Genomic DNA, 21,170 nt, shown 5'->3' with positions numbered 1-21,170 from the left:
AAGCAGCACTCCGTCAGGCTTGATGCGGACGGTTTCATAAAGATTGCTCTTTGAGAGGAAGGATTCCGCGTCCGCGCGATCGGCAGCACTTTTAGCGCTTAGCGCATGTGCGCCGAAAGCCTCTTGATTGCTGATCCAAAAGGTGCGGTAGCCACTTAGCTTAAACATATCAATGATGCTAAGGTTGCGAAACCAAGCCCTTTTGCGCTCGCTTTCGTAATCGCTGAAATTTAAAAGCCGCATCAGCACCTGATTAGTCGTGCCGTAAGGCGAGATTGTATCGCTAAATTTTATCAGATTGCCGCTTGCCTCGAGACCCTCCAAAAGCGGCGTATTTTTAACGCCGTAGCCGTAGAGCGACATATGCCCGCGCTGCAAGCTCTCACCGATTATTAGGATGATATTTTTGACGCGAGACTTTTGCAAGGCGTGGTTTGTAGCGGTCTCAGGGTTTTTGGAATTTGAAATCGCGCCGGGGCTTTGTGGTACGGAATTTAAAATCTCGCCGGAGCTCTGCGCCATAGCGCCCGAGGCAGACGTAGAATTTAAGTTTGCGCCGGAATTTTGCGCCTGGGCACTTGATGCGGGCGCGGAATTTTCAGACGCGGAGCCCGAGGCGGCGCCTTGCGGATCCGAATTTGTGCTGCCTTTTAAAACGCTTTCGTTCGCGCGCTTGGCCTCGTCATATCCGAGCTGCACTTCACGCATATCGGTGATGAAATTTTTATCGCTAAGATAGTCTTTTATCGTGAAAGCAAACTCCAGCGGGACGTATTGCGATAGCTTGGTTATATAGCCCTGTTTGCCTTGGAAAGCTTTAGTGGCAATATCCGCGCAAAAGATCGCCCCGTAGATAAGATAAAGCGCTGCTAGCAGCAATCTTAGACCGCTATGCGTTTGCTCCTCCTTTCTCCGCCCCATTCTTAGCGCTGCAAAGATGCAGCCAAGCAGCGCCGCTAGATATAAAATCGTTGCGGAGTTAAGAAACTGCGAAACAAACTCGCGCGTCTCGGCTGCGTCGGTATGCACAAGCGCGTCGATCACCACGACGTTGAAGCTTGAGTCGAAATTTACGATCAAAAATAAAGCCACACTCGCAATTAGCGCAATTAGCGCTAGTAACACGAACGAAACGAGCTTAAAAAATCGCCCGCTAAGCAGATAGCAGAGGTGAAAGATGAGTAAATTTGTGATGAGCACCGCAGAAAAGCCTTTAAATACATGCGAAAAATGATACCCATTGATCTGATAATGTATCTTAGCCCAGCACGCGAGTAAGCATAGCGCTGTGCTAAGCCAAAACACTCTCCATGCGGGACGTTCGCGCAGTGCGGCAAAAAAGCCGCGGTCGATTTTCATAAGCAAGCGCGCTATAAGCCTACCCGCTTTCGTCCGCGCCATAAGCCCGCCTATATTTGCTAGCGCTACATAAAATTTTTCTCTCATTTCATCTTCCTTAGCTTTACAAAGACTCGACGACGCGCACTCTGCGTAGCGCGACACATTTTCGCTTTAAAATCAAGGCGTAATATTAGCCGCTTAAAGCTTTGAGCTTGCTTACTTGCGCGCCTTTACGCTTCAAATTTTACGGCTAAATTTAAAGATACAGGGAGTTTGTAATTGGACGACAGAATTTTGAGGCTAAATTTTAATTGAAAACGGATCTATGAGCGAAACTACAAAACGAGACTTTAAAAACAGAAAGCATGAGCTAAAGCACAACCTTTAAAAATTTTACGGCTAGGTTACAAACCGTCGCAATAGATTTAAAAATTTCTAGCACGATAGGTTTCTTTCGGATAAAAATTTATGCATGAAGCGGCTGAGGTAAAATTCTACGGCACGAGGGATATAAAATTGTCGAAAGCTAAGCGCAGGCGGAATTTCGCCTCGGCAAAAGTGTAAAATTTTAACTAGCTCAAGCCGCCTTTTGTGCGAAAATCTACGCGACGCTTAGGACTTCTACCTTGTCGTCGAAAACCGCCATGCAGTGCTCGTAGTGGCTAGTGCGAAGCCCATCCTTGCTTCTCGTGCTCCATTTATCCTCGGCGATGACCGGCGTGCCGTCCTTTTGGCAGATCATCGGCTCGATGCAAAAGACCATGCCGTTTTTGATTTTAGCACCCGATTTTGGATTGTTGCCCTCCAGATAGTTTGGGATCTCAGGCTCTTCGTGCGGGTGCTTGCCGATGCCGTGGCCGCAGAAGCCGTATAGCGGCACGAAGCCGCGCGCGCGGATAAATTTCTCGATCTCGAAGCTTAGCTCTTTGAAGTGCATCCCTACCCTGATCGTTTTGATGGCAAACTCCAGCGTGTCCTTACTGCATGCGATGAGATCTTCGTCGGCTTTTGAAATTTTACCGACGGGCAGAGTGCGTGCGCTGTCGCCGAAATATCCGTTTAGCTTCGAGCCCAAATCGACGCCTAAGATATCGCCCTCTTGTAAGATCGTTTCGTCTGGGATGCCGTGGATAATGACTTCGTTTAGCGAGAGGCAAGCGGCGTTTGGAAAGCCGTATAGCCCTTTAAAAGCAGGATATGCGCCTTTGGATGTGATGAAATCGTCGATCTTCTTATCGACTTCGAGTAGGCTAAGACCCGGCTTTATGAATGAAGCTGCGTAATCAAGGGCCTGCGCAACGATCTTGTTCGCTGCACGCAGCCCTTCTAAATCTTTTTTTGTTTTAAGCAAAATTGCCATTTATAGCCCGACCGCGCTTAGGGTCTGATATTTGTTCATATAGATCTGCGCTTCTATGCGTCTCATCGTATCAAGAGCGACGGAGACGACGATCAGCACGCTGGTGCCGCCGAAATAAAACGGCACGCCCATAAATTTAACGAGCAGCCACGGGATGACGGTTACTAGCCCGAGATAGATCGAGCCCCAAAACGTAAGACGGCTAGCAACTTCGTTTAAAAAGCTCGCCGTTCCCTCGCCCGGACGAATGCCCGGGATAAATCCGCCCTGCTTCTTTAAATTTTCGCTAATATCCTTGGAATTAAAAGCGATTGACGCATAAAAATACGCAAAAAATATAACCAACACAAAGGTCAAAAAGTTAAAGAAGTAATTGCTAGGACTGAGGAAATCGTGGATCTTTTGGATGATCGGATTGGTGCTTGCCTGTAAAATTGTAGTCGGAAACATCAAAATCGCGCTTGCAAAAATAGGCGGAATGACGCCACTTAAATTTAGCTTGATCGGCACGTAATTCATAATGCGCTTGTTTTGATTCGCCATCAATACCTTGCGCGAAAACGATACCGGAATTCTGCGTTCACCTAGCTCCACATATAAAATCGCTCCGATAGTAGCCAGGATGATTAGCACAATCGCAATTAGCTTTAAAACGTTCATTTCGCCGGTATTTACTAAATTTACGGTACTTCCGATCGCTCTAGGGATGGCGCTTACGATACCCGCAAAGATAATAAGGCTGGTGCCGTTACCGACGCCGCGTTGCGTAATCTGCTCGCCGATCCACATCAAAAGCATGGTGCCTGCTAGCATCGAAATGCACGAGATAAAAACAAACTCGTTGGTATTTTCGGCCATTATCGCAGGCGCTCCGGTCTGTCCGTGAATGCCCTGCAAGCCGATGCTAACGCCGATGGATTGAACCATAGCGATTGCGATTGTAGCATATCGGATGATCTGCATATATTTCTGCATACCGTCGCGCTCTTTTTTAAGTTTGCCTAAATTTGGAAAGGTTGCGGCAAGCAGCTCCATAATGATCGAAGCGGTAATATAAGGCATAATGCCTAGCGAGATAACGCTGAATCGCTCCGCCGCGTTACCGCTAAACATATTAAACATTCCAAAAGCGTTGTTGCTATTGCTTTGAAAAAATTGCTTTATAACCTCAACGTCCACTCCCGGAACTGGCACGTAAGCTAGCAACCTATAGGCAAAAAGAAAGCCCAAAGTAATGAGAATTTTGTTGCGTAGCGATTTATTCATTATTTTTGTCCGCTAAATTTTACGTTCTCGTCTTTAATCTTGCTAGCGAGTGCTTTTGCGCCTACGCCGATCAGCTTGATCTTTTTAACGGAATTTGAAATTTTATGAACGGATTTGATGCTTTCGATCGTGATCTCGCTAAGATCTTTGATAGCTTCGATTTTATCGACATTGATCACGTAAGGCTTTTCAAATTTAGAAGTAAAACCTACCTTTGGAAGCCTTCGCTGAATCGGCTGCTGACCGCCCTCGAAGCCTCTTTTTTCATGAGAGCCAGTGCGCGCGGTCTGACCCTTGCCACCGCGACCCGCAGTTTTACCCAGACCGCTTCCTTGACCACGACCCAAGCGCTTAGTAGCGTGAGTCGAGCCTGGGGCTTTTTTAAGATTTTCTAATCCCATCTTTTATCCTTGTTAGTGTTTTAACATACTAAGAGCTTTCATCGTAGCTCTTACGACATTTGAGGAGTTGTTCGAACCTAGCGATTTAGTGAGGATATCTTTAACACCCGCAAGCTCTAAAACTGGGCGGACTGAACCGCCTGCGATAACGCCGGTACCTTCGCTCGCCGGCTTAAGTAAAATTTTGCTCGCATTGTATTTAACTTCGATATCGTGAGTGATAGTGGAGCCGTTTAAATTTACCTTGATGATATTTTTAAACGCATCGTCTACCGCTTTTTTAATCGCATCTGGAACCTCTTTGGATTTACCAAAGCCAAAGCCTACCAAGCCGTTTCTATTGCCTACTACGATAAGAGCCGTAAACCTAAACCTTCTACCGCCTTTAACGACCTTTGTAACCCTACCGATATTGACGATTACCTCTTCGAATTCTTCTCTATTATACTTTTCCACAATCATTCCTTTGGGTTATAGTTTGATGCCGTTTTGGCGTAGCGACTCGGCAAAGCTTGCGATTACGCCATGATACAAATAGCCATTGCGATCGAAAATCGCTTCAGAAATGCCTTTATCTTTTAGCTTGGAGGCTAAATCTTTAGCTAAGCTAGCCGCGCCCTCTTTGTTTGCCTTTAAATTTAAAACCTTACCGCTGCTGGCGCACAAAGTCGCGCTCGCTGCGTCGTCGATAGCCTGAGCGTAGACTGTTCTATTGGATTTGAAAATAGAAATTCTAGGGCAAGATGCGACGCCTGAAATTTTAGCGCGAATTCTTCTTTTTCTCTTGATTCGTAAAGAGATTTTTCTTTTTAATACGTTCTGTGTCATTTCTCAACCCTTATTTCTTAGCTGTTTTTCCGGCTTTGCGGATGATATGCTCTTCAAGATACTTGATGCCTTTACCCTTATACGGCTCAGGCGGTCTGAATCCTCTGATCTCGGCTGCTACTTGACCTACTTGCTGCTTATCGTCGCCTTTGATGGTTACGACGTTTTTATCTACGGAAATTTCGATTCCCTTTGGAGATTCAAAATTTATCGGATGCGAAAAGCCCAAATTTAGCTCAAGCACCTTGCCCTTCATCGCGGCTCTATAGCCGACGCCGTTGATTTCGAGCTGTTTTGAAAAGCCCTCGGTAAGACCAAGGACGATATTGTTAGCTAAAGCGCGGTATGTTCCCCAATACGCCCTGCTCTGTCTATCCTCGCCCTTAGGTGAGAATTCTATCTTTCCGTCTTCGATTTTTACATCGACATGACCTTTTAAATCAAGCTCTTTTTCGTTATTCGATTTTTTAAATTTTAACGACGAGCCGTCGATTTTGACCTCTAAGCCGTTTGGAATAGAGATCGGTTTTTTACCAATTCTTGACATAATTTTCCTTTTTATTTGTCTAGGGTATGTCTACTTTTACGAATGGATACCACAATGCCATAAAAAGTAGAAACTTCTTACCAGATCGTGCAAAGCACTTCGCCGCCGACGCCAGCTTTGTGTGCGTCGATACCGCTCATAACGCCTTTACTTGTGCTAACGACAACGGTTCCGTAGCCGTTTTTGAAGCGCTTGATCTCGTCTTTGCCTTGATATACGCGGCGACCCGGAGTCGAAATTCTTTTAACTTCGTTTATCACGCTCCTGCCCTTTTCGTCGTATTTAAGCACTACGTTGATGACCTTTTTATTGTTTTCCTCTACTACGTTGTAGCTCTCGATATAGCCCTTCTCGGCTAAAATTTTAAGCATAGCCTCAACGACATTTGAGTGAAAAAGCTTAGTCGTATCTAGCCTTCGCATCGCAGCATTTCTGATGCGAGTTAGTCCATCTGAAATAAGATCGTTAATCATCTCTTCTCCTTACCAGCTTGCTTTTTTTAGACCTGGGATTAAGCCCTCATTTGCCATCTTGCGAAGGCAAACGCGACAAATTCCAAAATCCTTATAAACGGAGTGCGGACGACCGCAAATTTGACATCTGGTATATGCGCGAGTGCTAAATTTAGCAGGGCGTTTCGCCTTGGCTACCATTGATTTTTTTGCCATATCATTTTCCTTTTGCAAAAGGCATGCCGAATAGTTCTAGCAATTTAAATGCCTCTTTATCGTTATTTGTAGTCGTTACAACGGTTATATTCATACCGTGAGTTCTTAAAATTTGATCGTATTCGACCTCAGGGAACATCAGCTGCTCTTGCAAACCGAAGTTATAATTGCCGCGTCCGTCAAAGCCCGTTCTAGGTAGTCCTCGGAAATCCTTAACTCTAGGAAGCGCGATAGAGATCAGTTTGTCTAGGAAGGCAAACATCTGCTCCTTTCGTAACGTAACCATTATACCTACCGGGAAACCTTCGCGCACTTTAAAGCCGGCAACCGATTTTTTTGCATTGACGATAAGCGCTTTTTGACCTGCGATCAGCGAGATAGTATCTGCCATATTTTGAAGCACTTTTTGATCTTTGCTCGATTCGCCCGTTCCTACGCTGATAACGATCTTTTCAAGCGCCGGGATAAGCATAGGATTTTTTATATCAAATTCTTTCTGCAAAGCAGCTCTGATGGAATTAGCGTATTTATCTTTTAGTCTGCTCATAATCAACCCTCTACCAACGCAACGTTTGAAATATCCATAGGCATCTCTTTGCTTGTAAAGCCGCCTTGCGGATTTTGCTCGGTTGGTTTGATAGCCTTTTTAGCCATTTTACAACCCTCGACGATAACTTGAGCTTTTTTAGGAAACACGGCTTTGACTGTGCCTGTTTTGCCCTTATCGTCACCTGCAATGATCTTTACTTGATCGCCCTTTTTAATCTTAAATTTTACTGCCATTATAAAACCTCCGGAGCCAGCGAAACGATCTTCATAAAACCGCCATATCTGACCTCTCTACCGATAGGACCGAAAATACGAGTGCCGATCGGCTCTTTTTTTGAATCCAAAATAACGGCTGCGTTCTCATCAAATCTAATTAGTGAGCCGTTGCCTCTATGCAATTCTTTAGTCGTACGAACGACTACGGCTTTTACTACTTGACCGCGCTTAATCTTGCCGTTAGGGAGCGCTTTTTTTACAGAGCAAACGATAATATCGCCGATTGTAGCGTATCTTCTTTTGCTGCCGCCCAAAACTTTAATACACATAAGTTCTTTTGCGCCGCTATTATCAGCCACCGCAAGTCTGGTAAAACTCTGTATCATTATTCAACTCCTGTTTTCAAAACCGCTTTTAAGCGAAACGATTTTCTAGCGCTTAGCGGTCTGCACTCGATCGCAGATATGGTGTCGCCGATCTTTACGACGTTGTTTTCATCGTGGATCAGATATTTTTTAAATCTTTTTACGATCTTTCTATATCTAGGGTGCATAACCCTTCGCTCTACCAAAACGGTAGCTGTTTTATCGCCCGCCTTCTTTACGACTACGCCTTGAATTTCTCTTTTAAATGCCATAACCTATCCTTATTTAGCTTTAATAGCGGTGTTGATTCTAGCGATATCTTTTTTGATAGCGCGAATCTCGTTAGGATTGCTTAGCTGCATAGTTTTTAGCTTTTGTCTAGCCGTAAATAAAAGCAACTTACTTTGTTTCAACATAGAATTTAGCTCAGCTAAATCTTTATCTTTCAAATCAGTATATTTCATTTTCGCTTTCCCTACTTACGATTTTCGTTTTAAAAGGTAGTTTATGAATTGAAAGCATAAGCGCCTCTTTAGCAACCTCTTCGCTAACGCCGGTCATCTCGAAAATGATCCTGCCCGGTTTTATATTCATTACCCACTCTTCTACGCCGCTCTTACCCTTACCCATACGAGTTTGTAGAGGCTTTTTGGTAAGCGGTTTGTCTGGGAATACCTTAATCCAAATTTTAGCTTGACGATTCACGAAGCGCGTCATCGCGACACGAGCCGCTTCGATCTGGCGAGAATTTACCCTACCTGCCTCTACCGCTTTGATACCGAAATCGCCGAACGTCAAGGAATTTCCTCTCGTCGCATAGCCGCGATTGCGACCTTTCATCATCTTGCGGTATTTTGTTCTTTTTGGCATCAACATAACTATTTACCTCTTCTTGGTCTGCGTGTTTTTTTAGGCGCATCATCGGTCTTTTCAGCCTGGATGCCTTTTTGTAAAATTTCACCCTTAAAGATCCAAACCTTAATGCCGATATTACCGTAGGTTGTATGTGCTTCGGCAAAGCCGTAATCGATCCTAGCCCTTAGAGTATGAAGCGGAACGCGTCCCTCCAAATACCATTCGGTTCTAGCCATCTCCGCACCGCCTAAGCGACCTGCGACGCAAATTTTAATTCCTTTTGCACCTGCTTTTTGAGCGCCTTGGATGACCTTCTTCATAGCGCGGCGGAATGCAACGCGGCGCTCCAACTGCATGGCTACGTTTTCCGCAGCCAAAAGTGCGTTCGAGCCTACTTTGCGTTCCTCTTTGATATTGATGGCTATGTCTTTATTGACTAGCTTAACGACTTCGCTTCTTAAATTTTCAACCTCGCCGCCTTTTTTGCCGATGATGATGCCCGGTCTTGCGGCTACGATCGTTACGCGAATTTTCTTAGCCGTTCTTTCGATAAGAATTTGGCTAATTCCCGCATAGTAAAGCTTAGCTTTTAAAAATTTGCGGATCTTATAATCCTCGCCGATACTCTCGGAAAGCGTCGCTTTAGAAGGAAACCATCTAGACTCCCAATTTCGATTAATTCCTAATCTTAAACCGATCGGATTTACTTTCTGTCCCATTTACGCTTCCTTCTTACTTGGTTTTGCTACTTCGACGATAATGTGCGAAGTAGGCTTGCGGATACGGCTAGCCGTACCTCTGGCGCGCGGACGAAATCTCTTAAGTACGGGGCCAGCATCCACTCGGCAGCTGGTAACTACGACCTCTTCAGGCTCAAAGCCGCCGTTTGCGACCGCGCTTGAAATCGCCGTCGCGATATATTTCGCGCCGCGATTAGGCGTAAATTCCAAAGTAGCAAGGGCAAATTCCGCATTCATGCCTTGAATTTGTTTTGCAATAAGTCTTGCTTTTGTCGGCGAAAGGCGAACAAATTTAATAGTTGATTTACTCATATTCTATCCTTACTTGCCGATCTTTTTCTGCACGGAGCCTTTGTGACCCTTAAAAGTGCGCGTAGGAGCGAACTCGCCTAATTTATAACCGATATGATGCTCGGTGACGTAAACCGGGATAAAATTCTTTCCGTTATGAACGTTAAACGTAAGTCCGATCATCTCAGGCACGATCGTGCTTCGTCTCGACCAAGTCTTGATCGGTTTGTTATCGCCGGCTTTCTTTGCCGCAACGACTTTTTTCATTACGTGATCATCTACGAAAGGACCTTTTTTTAGCGATCTAGCCATTTTTATTTTCCTTTCCTTCTTGAAATTATAAGCTTATCGCTCGCTTTTTTATGGCGAGTTTTATAGCCCTTCGTCGGTTTACCCCACGGAGTTACCGGATGGCGACCGGAGTTTTTCTTACCCTCGCCACCGCCGTGCGGGTGATCGACCGGGTTCATCGCAGAACCTCTGGTTTGAGGACGGATACCTCTGTGGCGGTTACGTCCGGCTTTACCAATGACGACGTTTGCCCACTCTTCGTTACCCACTACGCCGATACTGGCCATACACTCTGCAAGCACTCTTCTCATCTCACCGCTAGGCAGACGTAGAATGACATATTTTTCCTCTTTGCCCATAAGCTGAGCATAACCTCCTGCGCTACGTGCCATTTGGGCGCCTTTGCCGGGTTTTAACTCGATATTGTGCAGGATAGTTCCCACAGGGATGTATTTCATCTTCATCGCGTTGCCAGGTTTAATATCTAATCCGCCCTCGGCAGCGGCTACCACGTCGCCCACTTTAAGATCGTTAGGCTTGATGATGTAGCGCTTCTCGCCGTCTGCGTATGAGATCAGCGCGATACGGCAGTTGCGATTCGGATCGTATTCGATCGCCTCGACCTTGCCTGCAACGCCGAATTTATTTCGCTTAAAATCGATAATTCTATAAAGTTTAGCAGCTCCTGCTTGTTTATGGCGGCTGGTAATGCGACCATTATTGTTTCTTCCGGCTGCGGCAGGAATTTTAACGAGCAAGCCTCTAACGCTAGCTTTTGCAGTGATATCCTCGCTGCTAAGCCCGGTCATAAATCTTCTACTTGGAGTATACGGTTTATAAGTTTTAATCGACATTTTACGCCTCCACGCTTTCTAAGCTTGCACCCTCAGGTAGTTTGACGTAGAATTTCTTCACATCATTTCTAACGCCAGTTCTGCCTTTAAATCTTTTTAATTTGCCGTCCTGTCTTAAAGAATTTATCTTTAGCGGAGTGATCCCGAAATAGTTCTTCAAAACGCTCTTTAGTCCGTTTTTCGTAACCGACGGGCTAGTTTGGATAACGACCACGCCGTTTTCTTGAAGACCGAGAGACTTTTCCGTATAAAGGATCGTTTTGATATCTGTTATATCTGCCATTTTAGTCCTCTTTCACTATTGATTCAAATGCCGCTTTTTCGAATACGACCGAGCCGTAAACTGCGATTAGGTAAGCATTGACCTCGCTTGCATCGATGACATAGCAATTCTTAAGATTTCTATAGGCCAAAAGAGTTTGCGCGTCCAGCTCGTTTTTAACGATCAGCGCATCTCTAACGCCCAGTTTCTTAATAAAATTTGCCGCATCTTTAGTTTTGCCGCTTTTTAGCTCCAAATCGTCGAAGATAAAAATTTTACCCTCGTTTGCTTTCTCATTGATAGCAAATTCCAGCGCAAGACGTTTTTGCTTTTTATTGACCTTCTGCTCGTAATTTCGCTCGTTAGTCGGACCGAATGCGACCGCGCCGCCTACCCAGACATTGGTTCTGGTTGAGCCCGCACGTGCGCCACCGCGACCCTTTTGTCGCCACGGTTTTTTACCACCGCCGCTAACCTCGGCGCGAGTTTTAGCGTTAGCCGTATTTGCGCGAAGCGAAGCAAGGTAAGATTTGACGTACAAATATAGATTGTGCGAATTGACTTCCGAAAATTTCACAGGAATTTCAATTTCGCTTGCTTTTTCCAGTTTTTCGTTAAGCACGCTTACTTTACTCATTTTACTATCCTTATTCTGCCCATTGCGCCGTTAAATCCAGGAACCGAGCCTTTAAGCACCAAAATTTTATTCTCGGCATCAAAGCTTACGACTTCGTTTTTGGCAGTGATCGTTTCGTTTCCAGTGCGTCCCGCCATCCTCATACCAGGCTGAACGCGACCCGGCCACTCGCAGTTGCCGATCGAGCCCGGTCTTCGGTGAAAGCGGCTGCCGTGCGCTGCGGGACCGCCCGCAAAGCCATGACGCTTAATGACGCCCTGATAGCCTTTTCCCTTTGATCTGAAGCTTACTTTGACGATCTTGGCTTCGCTCAAAACATCTAAATTTTGATCGCCGAGCTCGGCATTTTCTAAGCTTAGAGTCGCAAATTTATTAAATTCCTTGCTTAGGCTATATTTCTTTTGAATGCCGGCGATAGCTTTATTATACGCTTTGCCCTCTGCGTAGGCTACGATAGCTTTTTTCTCATCGCAAACTTCGCAAATTTTGGTATTGATAAGTCGCAAAAGCGTCACGGGCGTGCTGCTCGTGTCGATCGTCCTACTCATACCTATTTTTTCTACGATATATTCCATTGTTTTACCCCTTATTTGCCCGTCGCGTGAACTTCGACGTTGACTTCCGGAGCCAAATCAAGCTTAGTTAGCGAATCAACCGTATCTGGCGTAGCCGCTACGATGTCTAGCATACGAGCGTGAATTTTCATCTCAAACTGCTCTCTGGAGTCTTTATTTACGTGCGGAGATCTTAAAACGGTGTAGCGTTTAATCTTCGTAGGCATCGGCACGGGACCTCTGACGTCCGCACCTGTTCTTTTTACGGCTTCAACGATAGCCGAAACTGTGCGATCTAAAACTCGATGGTCATAAGCCTTGAGTTTTAACCTAATTTTTTGCATCACTTTTCCTTAATAAAGAACTTGTCGCAACGCGCGACCCTTTGTTTCAAACAAAAGACGCACATTATATAAAAGCGCTCCGGTTTTGTCAAGAAAATAGCCAAATTTTATGGAAATATTTCCTTTTAATAAGGAAAAATATATAGAATTTCGGAAATTTTTAGAGTGTCGGAAATTTTCAATACAAAAATTTTAGATAAATTTGAAATAGATATAAAAATTTCATAGGATTTTTCAGATTTATTTCCTTTTAATAAGGAAAATTTTAAAATATCCACTATGAATGATCTAAAATTTTTTTACGAAAATCCGCCGGAATTTGCGGGCTTTATCCCGCGCAAAAGAGGTATAAACTCTGCCAAAACCATAATCTACGGAGTGCTAAATTCCGGCAAAAGCGCCGTGCTGAAAAATGAAATTTCAGAGCTTAAAAAAGATGAAATTTTGTATCTAAATTTAGCCGATCTACGCCTTGATGATATGGTAGCGGGCGGCACGATCGCTGCGGTTAAAAATAGCGCGGATAATACAAACGGCAGCGAAGCGAATGAGAATGAAATAAGCAGAGAAACTACGCTCGATGCGCGTATGCCCAGTGTAGACGAATTTTATCATGCCGATATAAAAAACGCGAGCGTAAACTACATAAACAATGCAAGAAATATGGAGTCCGACGGCGAAAAAAATAGGAGCGAGAATTTCTTCTGCGAGATCAAAGAATTTTTAGCCGCCAACGAGCAAATTTCATCGCTTTTTTTGGATAATTTTAGTAGCGCCGATTTTGAAATTTCATCTCTTCAAAGCTTCGCTGGGGGGCTAAATTTAAAGTGTTTTATCATCTCTACGCGCGATAAAGAGTTGGTCCTGCCGGGCTTTGAGCGGCTTGAGCTTTTGCCGCTTTCATTTGAAGAATTTATCGCCTTCGACAAGCGCCACAACGAGATAAACTCGATGATTTCGGCGTTTTTAGCCCAAGGCGGCGGCGCGAAAAATCCCTTCATAGCGCCTGCCGAAATTTTAGAATTCGAGCAGAGTCTGCTTACGGCAAACTTTAGCCGCACGGAGATTTTAATCCTCAAAGAGTGCCTAAGCTTCGTCCACGCCGCGTTTAGCGTAAATAAAATTTACACCGCGCTAAAGCCGTGCATCAAAATATCCAAAGACGCCGTATACGGCACTATCGCCAAGCTTGAGCGGGAAAATTTCATCAGATTTTTAAGCAAAGCGGGCGAGCCCGCGCGCGCAAAAAAGCTATATTTTTCGCATTTTAACATGCGCGAAATTTTAACGAGCAAAAAGGACTTCTCCAAAAAATTTGCCAACGTCCTTTTTTGCGAGCTTTTGGGGCTGAATACGCCGATTTTTTACACAAAAGAGCTAGATTTTTACCTGCCCGGTCTAAAGATGGGGGTTCTCGTCATTCCTTTCAGCGACGCAGACATCATCTTTTTAAAATTCCGCAAAATTTTAAGCGCGCTCAAGAAGCTCGGTATCACGAGCCTAAAGGTTGTTTCTATGGCAAACTCCGGTAAGCTCGAGATTGAGGGTATCCGCTGCAATGTCGTGCCGTTTCATGAATTCGTGCTTAGCTTCTAATTATTGACATTTCATATCATAAAAATATAAATTTTATGATATAATTTTGGCAAACCCATATCAATTACGCAAGGGAAAGCCGATGATCAAATTAAAAGACAAACTCATTTATGAAACGCTAAAACTGGTCGAATCACAAGGTAAAGGGGGACTTTTATGTCGCAATAAGCAAAGCGATGCGGAGTTTATGAGGCCCGTGAACGAATTCGCAGCTGCGAGTGGGCGCAACTACACCTCAATCAAATCGACTCTTGATATAATTCATAAAAACTGGGGCTACCTGCAGCGCGAAAGCATTAAGGACACGGGGCTTGATGCGGGCAAGGCGTCGAAGATTTTCATCTACCGCCTATGCGAGTCAGGGCGAAGCTTTATCGAAAAATACGAAAAAGCCCTCGTCCAAAACACCGACAAATAGTTCAAAATTAAAAATTTTAAGCGCCAATTAGATAGAATTCTTTAATTTCACGTAGCGCGACAGAATTTCATTTTTATGCGACTCGCCTTAAAAAAGGAGATGAAAATGCTGGATTTTATAGTAAAAATGTTCGCCTGGAAAGCTGAGTGGGAGGTAAAAAAGGAATATGACAAAGAATTTGGCGATCTATCCTCCATGCGCTCAATCTTGCGCTTTATAATACTTCTTATCATACTTAGCATTTTGATTAAATTTCAATTAAGCGTATGAAAGATACATTTTTAGACATTGCGCTCGTTTTATTTGGCATCGCTATGCTCGTCACAATGCGACAAAAATCTTTATTAAAATTTACAATCTTCGTCGTAATTTTAGCGCTCGCTAGAGAGTTAATCATCAGGCTTTATGCCTAGTTTCGGCCAAACCGACGCGGATGGAATTTAAAATTTAAACGACAAAATGGCGGCTCGGCAGAATTCGGCTGGCGCAAATTTTAAATTTCGCCGTAACTACACTATGCTTTTATCGTCGTTAGTAAATTCTACCGCACTTCAAGAATTGCCGCATCGATAAATCCAGCCTTTATCGTCAATGATAGATTTACCCGCGCCGAGGATTTGCGCTTGATGCCGCGCTTTCTGCTATCAGTGGCGGAATTTCTCTCGTGCGAACACGACGGAATTTTTGCGGCGGTAGCAAAATTTATAAACCAAATGAGCGGGTTAGAGCGTAAATTTTAAACGCTATAACGCTTAAATTCCGCAGAAGCCTAAATTGGCGCAATGCAAGTGCAGAATTCAATCAAAAAATTCCAAACTTAGTAGTAAAATTCCACACGCTGAAATCTTAAAATTCCGAAATTTGGAATTAGATTCTGTGACGATGCGACAAATTTTACCTCAAAATTAAAATTCTCACGCAAACCATCCTCAAAAATTCTAAAATTTCATCATCATAAAATTTTAAAATTTCACTGTCGTATTGCAAATCTATTATTTTATAAAACGGAGTGAAAAGCGAAATCTTGCATAAATCACACTCGAAAATTTGACGGATTCTCGCGCAAACCGGCTCGAAATTTCGCCCTACCTACTCCACGTATCCGATAAATTCGCCATCGAAAGTATGCCTAACGTCGCCGCGAAAGTAAATTTTACCTCCATCTCCTAAGCGCAAATTTAGCGTTTCGCCACTTGCAGGTACTACGCGGATATCGGGAGCTAGCCCCATATTTTCGACGCCTGCGATGAAGCATGCTGCCATCCCCGTACCGCATGCGAGAGTTTCTGCCTCTACGCCGCGCTCAAAGGTGCGCACCTTTAAAATTTTGCTTGCGAGGCGGCTTTGAACTAACGCATAATTAACGTTAGCGTTATACTTTTCACGCAGATCACGGGCTAGCGCGGCATTGAACTCATTTAAATCACTAACAAAAGTTACCAAATGCGGCACTCCTGTGTTATAAAAATACCACGTTAGCCCTGCCTCCTCAAAGCTCTCGCCCAGGCGTTTGGGGCGTGTTAGCATTACCTCGACGTTAGCTACTAACGCGTGAGCGTTAGGGCGAAGATTGAAAATCTCGCCGAAGCTTACATTGCGTAGCTCGCCTCGCATGCTCTCGCTCAAATTTCCGCCGAAAATACCGAAAATTTCACCGCTAATTACACCTGCGCCGCTTAGGAATTTCATGCTCTGCCCGGCCAAAAAATTCTCATACGCATACATGCATACCGCGCGCGAGCCATTGCCGCACATATCGGCGCTGCTGCCGTCGCTATTGTAAAATTCCCACTCGAAATTTATCCCCTCGATACCGTTAAATTTCGGCAGTACGACGATGAGCCCGTCAGCGCCTACTCCATCACGCCTATCACATAGCTCACGCGCTAGCTTGGATCTATCCGCCTTAACCGAATCCGTAAAAATCACGAAATCATTGCCGCTCGCATTATATTTTGAAATTTTCATCATTTACCTCGCAAATTTTTAAAATTACTAACGCTCACTAACGCTTTATTAAAATTTTACTTCTATCTAAATTTAAGCGCATCGTTTATTTTAGACCCTTTTGAGACATATTTTACTAACTCGCCCCCATTAGTTAGCTGGTTTATCGTAAGCCTTTCACGCTTGATGTTAGAGCCTACCTCATAGCCTTTAAATGCTCGCAAGCATCAAATCTTCCGAGCTTACAAGCCTTTTCATAAAGCTCGCGCGCCCTCTTTTTATCTTTCGCTACGCCCCAGCCCTTTTCGTATTGATACGCTAAATTTGCGCAGGCTAGCGGCTCGTCGCTTTTCTCGCACGCCTCGCTAAAATACTTCGCAGCAAGGGCGTGATCCTTTTGCCCGCCGTCGCCCTTAAAATACGTAACGCCCAAATTTACGCAAGAATCCGCGTGTCCTTGCTCGCAAGCCCTATTAAAAAATATCCTAGCCCTGTCCGCGTCTTTTTTCACGCCTTCGCCGAGGACGTAGCTAAGCCCTAGGTTATGGCACGCCTCTACCTGCCCCATTTTGCAAGCCTTGATCAAAAGCTCGGTCGCCTTTTTCGTGTCGGGATAGACGCCGAGCCCCTTTTTATAGTTGTATGCAAGGCTCGCGCACCCCTCGCTGCTGTTTTTCTTGCAAGCATCGCTAAAAAGCTCATTCGCCCTCTTGCGATCCTGCGCCACCCCCTGCCCGTCGTTGTAGAGCAGCCCTAAATAGACGCAGCCCTTCTGCTCGCCGAGCTTGCACGCCATGTCGTAATAGCGCGCGGCCTGCCTGAAGCTTCTATTTGAGTCGTATGCGTAACCCAAATTTGCGCAATCCAGCGCGTTTTCCTCGCCGCCTGCGTCGCAGTTGCGCTGCAGCTCATTTATCACGCGGCTTAGTTTTTTACAATCCATCTCGCTCCCCGCGGCGCAGCCCTTCCTTAGATCGCCGATCTCCGCCGCAGCGCCCGTCGCAAACAGCGCAGAGAGCAAAACCATTCGCGCCGTAAATTTTAACCGCTCTTTAAGCGGCGTGCTTTTAAAATTTTGAAATTTAGCGCCCTTTTGGGCACAGCTACCGATCCTCATCGCCTTCTCCTTTATTTTCAACTCATCTTAATTCGCGTAGAAATTTTACGCAACCGCGCAAAGGGCTAAATTTTATCTTTTAGCTCTTTTAAAAATCTCTCCACCGCGGCCTTAAGCGCGGCAAGATCGCCGCTATTATCTATAACGAAATCCGCCATAGCGCGCTTTTGCTCGATATCTATTTGCAGCTCCACGCGGTGCTTTGCAGCGGCATGATCGAGCCCGTTTCGCTTCATCACGCGCGCTATTAGCGTATCTTTAGGCGCATAAACAACCGCTACTTTATCAAAAAACTCATACCTCTTGCCCTCAAAAAACAGCGGAATATCGACGAAAAAAAGCTTTCCTTTCGCCTCCAAAGCCTGCGCCTGCGATAAAATTTCGGCCGTTATCTTTGGATGCAGTAGCGCTTCTAGCTTTGCAAGCTCCACAGGGTTTTTAAACACCAGCTTGCCTAGCTTTTTGCGATCTACTGAAACGCAAGGGGCGGATAAAATTTCCCCATCACCGCTAGCGTCAAATTCCGCATGTAAACTCAAATTTTTAGCTTTCACGTCTTTTTGCACGACATATTGCGCGCCGAAAATTTCAGCCACCTGCGCAGCGCAGCGATCAAGGACGCAGTGCGAAATCTTATCAGCATCGATGATCTCAAATCCACGATCACGAAGTAGCTCGCAAACCGCGCTCTTGCCGCTGCCGATACTGCCTGTAATGACGACTGCGTGTTTAAATTTCAAGGTAAGCCTTTATAGCGTTTTTATTCGATTTTAGCTAAAATCTGCAAAATTATACCATCTTGGAGGATAAAATTTGATAAGCTACAAAGACGCGGGCGTCGATATAGACGCGGGAAATGACTTCGTAAACGCAATAAAACCGTTCGTTAAAGCGACGCAAACTCCGCACGTTTTGGGCGGTATCGGCTCGTTTAGCGGCGCAGTAAGGCTACCTGCAGGCTACAAAAAGCCCGCGATCCTAGGCGCTACCGACGGCGTGGGCACAAAGCTGCGACTCGCGATCGACGCGCGCAAATTTGAGGGCGTGGGGCAGGACCTCGTCGCGATGTGCGTGAATGATCTCATCTGTAACTTCGCCGAGCCGCTATTTTTCCTCGACTACTACGCGACGGCGAAGCTTGAGATCGCGGATGCCAAAGAGGTCGTAAAAAGCATCGCCGAGGGCTGCAAACTCGCCCGCTGCGCGCTAATCGGCGGTGAAACGGCGGAGATGCCCTCGATGTATGAGAAAGGCGACTTTGACCTCGCAGGCTTTGCCGTGGGTATCGCCGAAGAGGACGAGATCGACCGCAGCAAGTTCGTACGTGAGGGCGACGTGCTCATCGCGCTTCCTAGCAGCGGCCTGCACTCAAACGGCTTCTCTCTCGCTCGCAAAGTAATCGCCGAGCTGGGGCTAAAATTTGACGATAAAGTGAACGGTCGAGCGCTCATCGACGTGCTTTTGGAGCCGACCAGGATTTACGTCGGCGACTTTTTAAATTTAAAAGACAAGATCCACGCGCTCGCGCATATCACGGGCGGCGGCATCGTGGAGAATCTGCCGAGAGTATTTCCTGAGGGGCTGGGCGCGAAGATCGAGCTTGCAGCGATCCGCACGCCCGAAATCTTTAAAATCATCGTGCAAAAGGTAGAGCCTGCCGAGATGATGAGAACGTTTAACATGGGCGTTGGTATGATCGTCGTAGCGCCGAAAGAAAACGCGGACTTCGTGCTCGCTAACTCGGGCGGCTACGTTATCGGCGAGGTCGTAAAAGGCGCGGGCGCACAGCTCGTGTAAATTTGAAGCGGTAAAATTTGCTGCTTTTTGCCAAGGCAGAATTTATGTTTAGACTAAATTTTAAAGCAGGTGTTGCGACCGCTTCCAAAAACAGCGCCGAGAATTATTATATGATAGGCCTTGCGGACGACAAGTACGACTATAAAAACTATCTGCTTTTCCAAAGACCGATCAAGCTCGGGCGGTATGAGGATGCAGACGCACCGCATAACGGCTTATACGCAGAGTGCAATGGCGACGTATGCTATAACGGCTGCAAGGCGGTGAAAATCACTAGCGAGCTTATCGTTTTTGAAGTCCAAGATAGCGTCATCGCCGTGGATATCAGCGGCGTTAAAATTCCAAAACGCTTCATTCAGTATTGCGAAGAAATTTTCGGCGATCTGCTTAGCATCGAGGGGCAAATTTAAATGCGCCTAACGGCGCGTAAAATTTGCCTGGCGACTGCCGTAAATTCTATCTGGAGGACACTTACTCCGCATTCTTTGCGTCCGCTTTTTCGATGAGGCTTTTATACTCGTCCTCGCTTAGATGCTCCATCCATGCTACGTTTTTGCCGTCCTTTTCAAAGGTTACCGCGATGTGCTCGACGTCTTCGTGCAGTCCGGCTCCATGCCAGTGTTTGACGCCCGGCGGACAAAGCACTACGTCGCCTGGGTGAGCGATTTGCACGATTCCGTCCGCCGTACCGGTGTAAATTTTGCCCTTCGTTACGATTAAATTTTGCCCCGCAGGATGCGTGTGCCATGCCGTGCGTACTCCGCGTGGAAAATGCACCAGCGCAGCCGCTACATTTGCATAAGACATCGCGCCGAAAAGTAGCGTGACTTTCGGCAGACCGCCTGCGAAAATTTTATCGCTCACCTTGTCATAAACGGCAAGCTCCTCTTTTTTTTAACCAAAATTTGAGTGTTTTGCATAGCTTCTCCTTTGTTTAAATTTCGTAATGCCCGTTTGTGCGCTTAAACTTAGCAAAAACAGCATCGCCCGCCCATTGCTAAAAAGCATATAAATTTAAGATATTTTATTACCTTCCTTTGTATTCAAGTATCTTTTCGCTGATTAGATTTGCTTTAAATTCGCGCACTTCGTACTCTGCTAAATTTGGATAATAAACATCGCTTTTTAAAATTTTATCCAGTGCCGTGCGATTTGGCGCTTGCGCAATTATGACGCCCGCGTGCTCGCGATCCAGATAAGGCCCTAGTAGCAAGAAATTTCCCGCCTCCAAATTTTTAGCAAACCACGCTCTATGCGTAGCAAAAAGCTCATCCGCACGCCCGGCCGGTACTAAATTTTGATTTAAAGTTATGTTGATCAGATACATTATCGCTCCTATAAATTTTTAATAAGTTCGGCGACGCGCGCGGCGTGTAAGATAGCCTTTTGGCGCATCGCGGTGAGTTTTTCTTCGTCGCTTCGGTTCTGATACGATAGCCCTCCGCTATACACGACTCCTGCAAGTTGCATGCCGCACATATTTGCGGTCTGTTTTAGCGGCGGCAAAAATTCCTCCACTTCGTAGTTTTGCAAACTGCCTTTTTGATACATCTCTTCCAGTGCACCGCTTGTAAAGGAGATAACGAGCTTTTTGCCTTTTAGCTTATCGCCAGTGCGTCCGTGCGAAAATCCATGCACGAATACGTCCTCAAACCACTTTTGCATAAGCGAAGGTACACCGTACCAAAAAAACGGAAATTGAAGCACGATCACATCGGCATTTATGAGCTTTTCTTGCTCTGCGCTCACGTCTATGTGGTAGTTCGCATACAGTTCGCTCAGGATGTCAAATTTTGCGTCCGGTAGCAGTTTTTCGAGCTCGCCTAAAATTATCTTATTTGCAAAGGAATTTTCAAGGTCAGTGTGACCTGATACAACTAAAATTTCACTCATTTTTACCCCTTAAATTTACTTTCTTAAATTTAC

The 21,170-nt window shown here is 45.4% G+C and carries 32 protein-coding genes and 1 pseudogene; 4 read left to right on the top strand and 29 right to left on the bottom strand.

Going from position 1 to position 21,170, the window contains the following annotated elements:
- The 23 genes and pseudogenes from Q0238_RS06465 to rpsJ form a co-directional block, all read right to left on the bottom strand.
- Nucleotides 1-1,446, bottom strand: a 1,446-nt coding sequence (locus tag Q0238_RS06465) for a sulfatase-like hydrolase/transferase (RefSeq protein WP_297944105.1), incomplete at its 3' end; no start/stop codon positions are given.
- A 496-nt stretch (nucleotides 1,447-1,942) separates the two neighbouring features.
- Complete coding sequence (map, locus tag Q0238_RS06460; RefSeq protein WP_297944104.1) at nucleotides 1,943-2,701, bottom strand: type I methionyl aminopeptidase; 759 nt, start codon at nucleotides 2,699-2,701, stop codon at nucleotides 1,943-1,945.
- Nucleotides 2,702-3,967, bottom strand: coding sequence for a preprotein translocase subunit SecY (gene secY / locus Q0238_RS06455; RefSeq protein ID WP_297944103.1), 1,266 nt, complete (start codon nucleotides 3,965-3,967; stop codon nucleotides 2,702-2,704).
- A complete protein-coding gene (rplO, locus tag Q0238_RS06450) occupies nucleotides 3,967-4,368 on the bottom strand; it encodes a 50S ribosomal protein L15 (RefSeq protein WP_297944102.1) in 402 nt (133 codons plus the stop codon). Before rplO ends, secY begins: the two co-directional genes overlap by 1 nt.
- A 12-nt stretch (nucleotides 4,369-4,380) precedes the next feature.
- Nucleotides 4,381-4,824, bottom strand: a complete 444-nt coding sequence (gene rpsE / locus Q0238_RS06445; RefSeq protein WP_005868986.1) for a 30S ribosomal protein S5 — start codon at nucleotides 4,822-4,824, stop codon at nucleotides 4,381-4,383.
- 15 nt (nucleotides 4,825-4,839) lie between these two features.
- Entirely contained in the window at nucleotides 4,840-5,196 is a 357-nt protein-coding gene (gene rplR, locus Q0238_RS06440) for a 50S ribosomal protein L18 (RefSeq protein ID WP_005868987.1), read from the bottom strand.
- A gap of 10 nt (nucleotides 5,197-5,206) precedes the next feature.
- Nucleotides 5,207-5,743, bottom strand: a complete 537-nt coding sequence (gene rplF / locus Q0238_RS06435) for a 50S ribosomal protein L6 (protein WP_297897658.1) — start codon at nucleotides 5,741-5,743, stop codon at nucleotides 5,207-5,209.
- Between the two features lie 77 nt (nucleotides 5,744-5,820).
- Nucleotides 5,821-6,216: a 30S ribosomal protein S8 gene (rpsH, locus tag Q0238_RS06430; protein ID WP_297944101.1), complete on the bottom strand. Its 396-nt coding sequence runs from the start codon at nucleotides 6,214-6,216 to the stop codon at nucleotides 5,821-5,823.
- 9 nt (nucleotides 6,217-6,225) lie between these two features.
- A complete protein-coding gene (locus Q0238_RS06425; RefSeq protein ID WP_005868990.1) occupies nucleotides 6,226-6,411 on the bottom strand; it encodes a type Z 30S ribosomal protein S14 in 186 nt (61 codons plus the stop codon).
- 1 nt (nucleotide 6,412) lies between these two features.
- A complete protein-coding gene (gene rplE, locus Q0238_RS06420; RefSeq protein ID WP_291938590.1) occupies nucleotides 6,413-6,958 on the bottom strand; it encodes a 50S ribosomal protein L5 in 546 nt (181 codons plus the stop codon).
- Nucleotides 6,959-6,960: 2 nt separating this feature from the next.
- Complete coding sequence (gene rplX, locus Q0238_RS06415; protein WP_005868992.1) at nucleotides 6,961-7,194, bottom strand: 50S ribosomal protein L24; 234 nt, start codon at nucleotides 7,192-7,194, stop codon at nucleotides 6,961-6,963.
- On the bottom strand, nucleotides 7,194-7,562 hold the full coding sequence (gene rplN / locus Q0238_RS06410) for a 50S ribosomal protein L14 (RefSeq protein WP_005868993.1): 369 nt from the start codon (nucleotides 7,560-7,562) through the stop codon (nucleotides 7,194-7,196). Before rplN ends, rplX begins: the two co-directional genes overlap by 1 nt.
- On the bottom strand, nucleotides 7,562-7,813 hold the full coding sequence (gene rpsQ, locus Q0238_RS06405) for a 30S ribosomal protein S17 (protein WP_005868994.1): 252 nt from the start codon (nucleotides 7,811-7,813) through the stop codon (nucleotides 7,562-7,564). Before rpsQ ends, rplN begins: the two co-directional genes overlap by 1 nt.
- 9 nt (nucleotides 7,814-7,822) lie before the next feature.
- Nucleotides 7,823-8,005 carry a 50S ribosomal protein L29 gene (gene rpmC / locus Q0238_RS06400; RefSeq protein WP_005868995.1) on the bottom strand — a complete coding sequence of 61 codons (183 nt, stop codon included), beginning with the start codon at nucleotides 8,003-8,005 and terminating at the stop codon, nucleotides 7,823-7,825.
- The gene (gene rplP, locus Q0238_RS06395; RefSeq protein ID WP_005868996.1) at nucleotides 7,992-8,417 is read right to left on the bottom strand and encodes a 50S ribosomal protein L16; all 426 of its coding nucleotides are present in this window, start codon (nucleotides 8,415-8,417) and stop codon (nucleotides 7,992-7,994) included. The genes rpmC and rplP overlap by 14 nt, the downstream gene beginning before the upstream one ends.
- Nucleotides 8,418-8,419: 2 nt before the next feature.
- Complete coding sequence (gene rpsC, locus Q0238_RS06390) at nucleotides 8,420-9,115, bottom strand: 30S ribosomal protein S3 (RefSeq protein WP_005868997.1); 696 nt, start codon at nucleotides 9,113-9,115, stop codon at nucleotides 8,420-8,422.
- 21 nt (nucleotides 9,116-9,136) lie between these two features.
- A pseudogene (gene rplV, locus Q0238_RS06385) lies at nucleotides 9,137-9,448 on the bottom strand (50S ribosomal protein L22); the annotation flags it as partial.
- A gap of 9 nt (nucleotides 9,449-9,457) precedes the next feature.
- Nucleotides 9,458-9,739 (bottom strand): 30S ribosomal protein S19, encoded by a 282-nt coding sequence (rpsS, locus tag Q0238_RS06380; RefSeq protein WP_005869002.1) that lies wholly within the window; start codon nucleotides 9,737-9,739, stop codon nucleotides 9,458-9,460.
- Nucleotides 9,740-9,741: 2 nt separating this feature from the next.
- On the bottom strand, nucleotides 9,742-10,572 hold the full coding sequence (gene rplB, locus Q0238_RS06375; protein ID WP_297944100.1) for a 50S ribosomal protein L2: 831 nt from the start codon (nucleotides 10,570-10,572) through the stop codon (nucleotides 9,742-9,744).
- 1 nt (nucleotide 10,573) lies between these two features.
- Nucleotides 10,574-10,855: a 50S ribosomal protein L23 gene (locus Q0238_RS06370; RefSeq protein ID WP_291938598.1), complete on the bottom strand. Its 282-nt coding sequence runs from the start codon at nucleotides 10,853-10,855 to the stop codon at nucleotides 10,574-10,576.
- 1 nt (nucleotide 10,856) lies between these two features.
- Nucleotides 10,857-11,471: a 50S ribosomal protein L4 gene (gene rplD, locus Q0238_RS06365; RefSeq protein ID WP_297944099.1), complete on the bottom strand. Its 615-nt coding sequence runs from the start codon at nucleotides 11,469-11,471 to the stop codon at nucleotides 10,857-10,859.
- The gene (rplC, locus tag Q0238_RS06360; RefSeq protein WP_297944098.1) at nucleotides 11,468-12,046 is read right to left on the bottom strand and encodes a 50S ribosomal protein L3; all 579 of its coding nucleotides are present in this window, start codon (nucleotides 12,044-12,046) and stop codon (nucleotides 11,468-11,470) included. The genes rplD and rplC overlap by 4 nt, the downstream gene beginning before the upstream one ends.
- An 11-nt stretch (nucleotides 12,047-12,057) precedes the next feature.
- Complete coding sequence (rpsJ, locus tag Q0238_RS06355) at nucleotides 12,058-12,369, bottom strand: 30S ribosomal protein S10 (protein WP_297944095.1); 312 nt, start codon at nucleotides 12,367-12,369, stop codon at nucleotides 12,058-12,060.
- A 279-nt stretch (nucleotides 12,370-12,648) separates the two neighbouring features.
- Between rpsJ and Q0238_RS06350 the strand changes: the two genes are divergently transcribed.
- A complete protein-coding gene (locus Q0238_RS06350; RefSeq protein WP_297944093.1) occupies nucleotides 12,649-13,965 on the top strand; it encodes a hypothetical protein in 1,317 nt (438 codons plus the stop codon).
- 82 nt (nucleotides 13,966-14,047) lie between these two features.
- Entirely contained in the window at nucleotides 14,048-14,383 is a 336-nt protein-coding gene (locus Q0238_RS06345) for a hypothetical protein (protein WP_297944091.1), read from the top strand.
- Nucleotides 14,384-15,472: 1,089 nt separating this feature from the next.
- On the opposite strand, the gene dapF is transcribed toward Q0238_RS06345, so the two are convergent.
- The 3 genes from dapF to coaE all read right to left on the bottom strand — a co-directional run bounded on the left by dapF (nucleotide 15,473) and on the right by coaE (nucleotide 18,187).
- A complete protein-coding gene (dapF, locus tag Q0238_RS06340) occupies nucleotides 15,473-16,351 on the bottom strand; it encodes a diaminopimelate epimerase (protein WP_297944089.1) in 879 nt (292 codons plus the stop codon).
- A gap of 175 nt (nucleotides 16,352-16,526) precedes the next feature.
- A complete protein-coding gene (locus tag Q0238_RS06335) occupies nucleotides 16,527-17,447 on the bottom strand; it encodes a tetratricopeptide repeat protein (protein WP_297944086.1) in 921 nt (306 codons plus the stop codon).
- A gap of 65 nt (nucleotides 17,448-17,512) precedes the next feature.
- Entirely contained in the window at nucleotides 17,513-18,187 is a 675-nt protein-coding gene (coaE, locus tag Q0238_RS06330; protein WP_297944083.1) for a dephospho-CoA kinase, read from the bottom strand.
- 73 nt (nucleotides 18,188-18,260) lie between these two features.
- Here coaE and purM point away from each other — a divergent pair, with 73 nt between their 5' ends.
- Complete coding sequence (purM, locus tag Q0238_RS06325) at nucleotides 18,261-19,244, top strand: phosphoribosylformylglycinamidine cyclo-ligase (protein ID WP_297944080.1); 984 nt, start codon at nucleotides 18,261-18,263, stop codon at nucleotides 19,242-19,244.
- A gap of 44 nt (nucleotides 19,245-19,288) precedes the next feature.
- Nucleotides 19,289-19,654 carry an Imm10 family immunity protein gene (locus Q0238_RS06320; RefSeq protein ID WP_297944077.1) on the top strand — a complete coding sequence of 122 codons (366 nt, stop codon included), beginning with the start codon at nucleotides 19,289-19,291 and terminating at the stop codon, nucleotides 19,652-19,654.
- Nucleotides 19,655-19,715: 61 nt separating this feature from the next.
- On the opposite strand, the gene Q0238_RS06315 is transcribed toward Q0238_RS06320, so the two are convergent.
- The 3 genes from Q0238_RS06315 to Q0238_RS06305 all read right to left on the bottom strand — a co-directional run bounded on the left by Q0238_RS06315 (nucleotide 19,716) and on the right by Q0238_RS06305 (nucleotide 21,137).
- Entirely contained in the window at nucleotides 19,716-20,108 is a 393-nt protein-coding gene (locus Q0238_RS06315) for a cupin domain-containing protein (RefSeq protein WP_297944074.1), read from the bottom strand.
- A gap of 163 nt (nucleotides 20,109-20,271) precedes the next feature.
- Nucleotides 20,272-20,571, bottom strand: a complete 300-nt coding sequence (locus tag Q0238_RS06310) for a YciI family protein (RefSeq protein ID WP_297944071.1) — start codon at nucleotides 20,569-20,571, stop codon at nucleotides 20,272-20,274.
- A gap of 8 nt (nucleotides 20,572-20,579) precedes the next feature.
- Nucleotides 20,580-21,137: an NAD(P)H-dependent oxidoreductase gene (locus Q0238_RS06305; RefSeq protein WP_297944068.1), complete on the bottom strand. Its 558-nt coding sequence runs from the start codon at nucleotides 21,135-21,137 to the stop codon at nucleotides 20,580-20,582.
- Between the last annotated feature and the right edge of the window lie 33 nt (nucleotides 21,138-21,170).

It is taken from the genome of uncultured Campylobacter sp. (assembly GCF_938045775.1).
In the GTDB taxonomy this organism is placed as follows: Bacteria; Campylobacterota; Campylobacteria; order Campylobacterales; family Campylobacteraceae; genus Campylobacter_B.
Note: the sequence above shows the minus strand (reverse complement) of the source record. Positions and strands in the feature narration are given on the sequence as shown.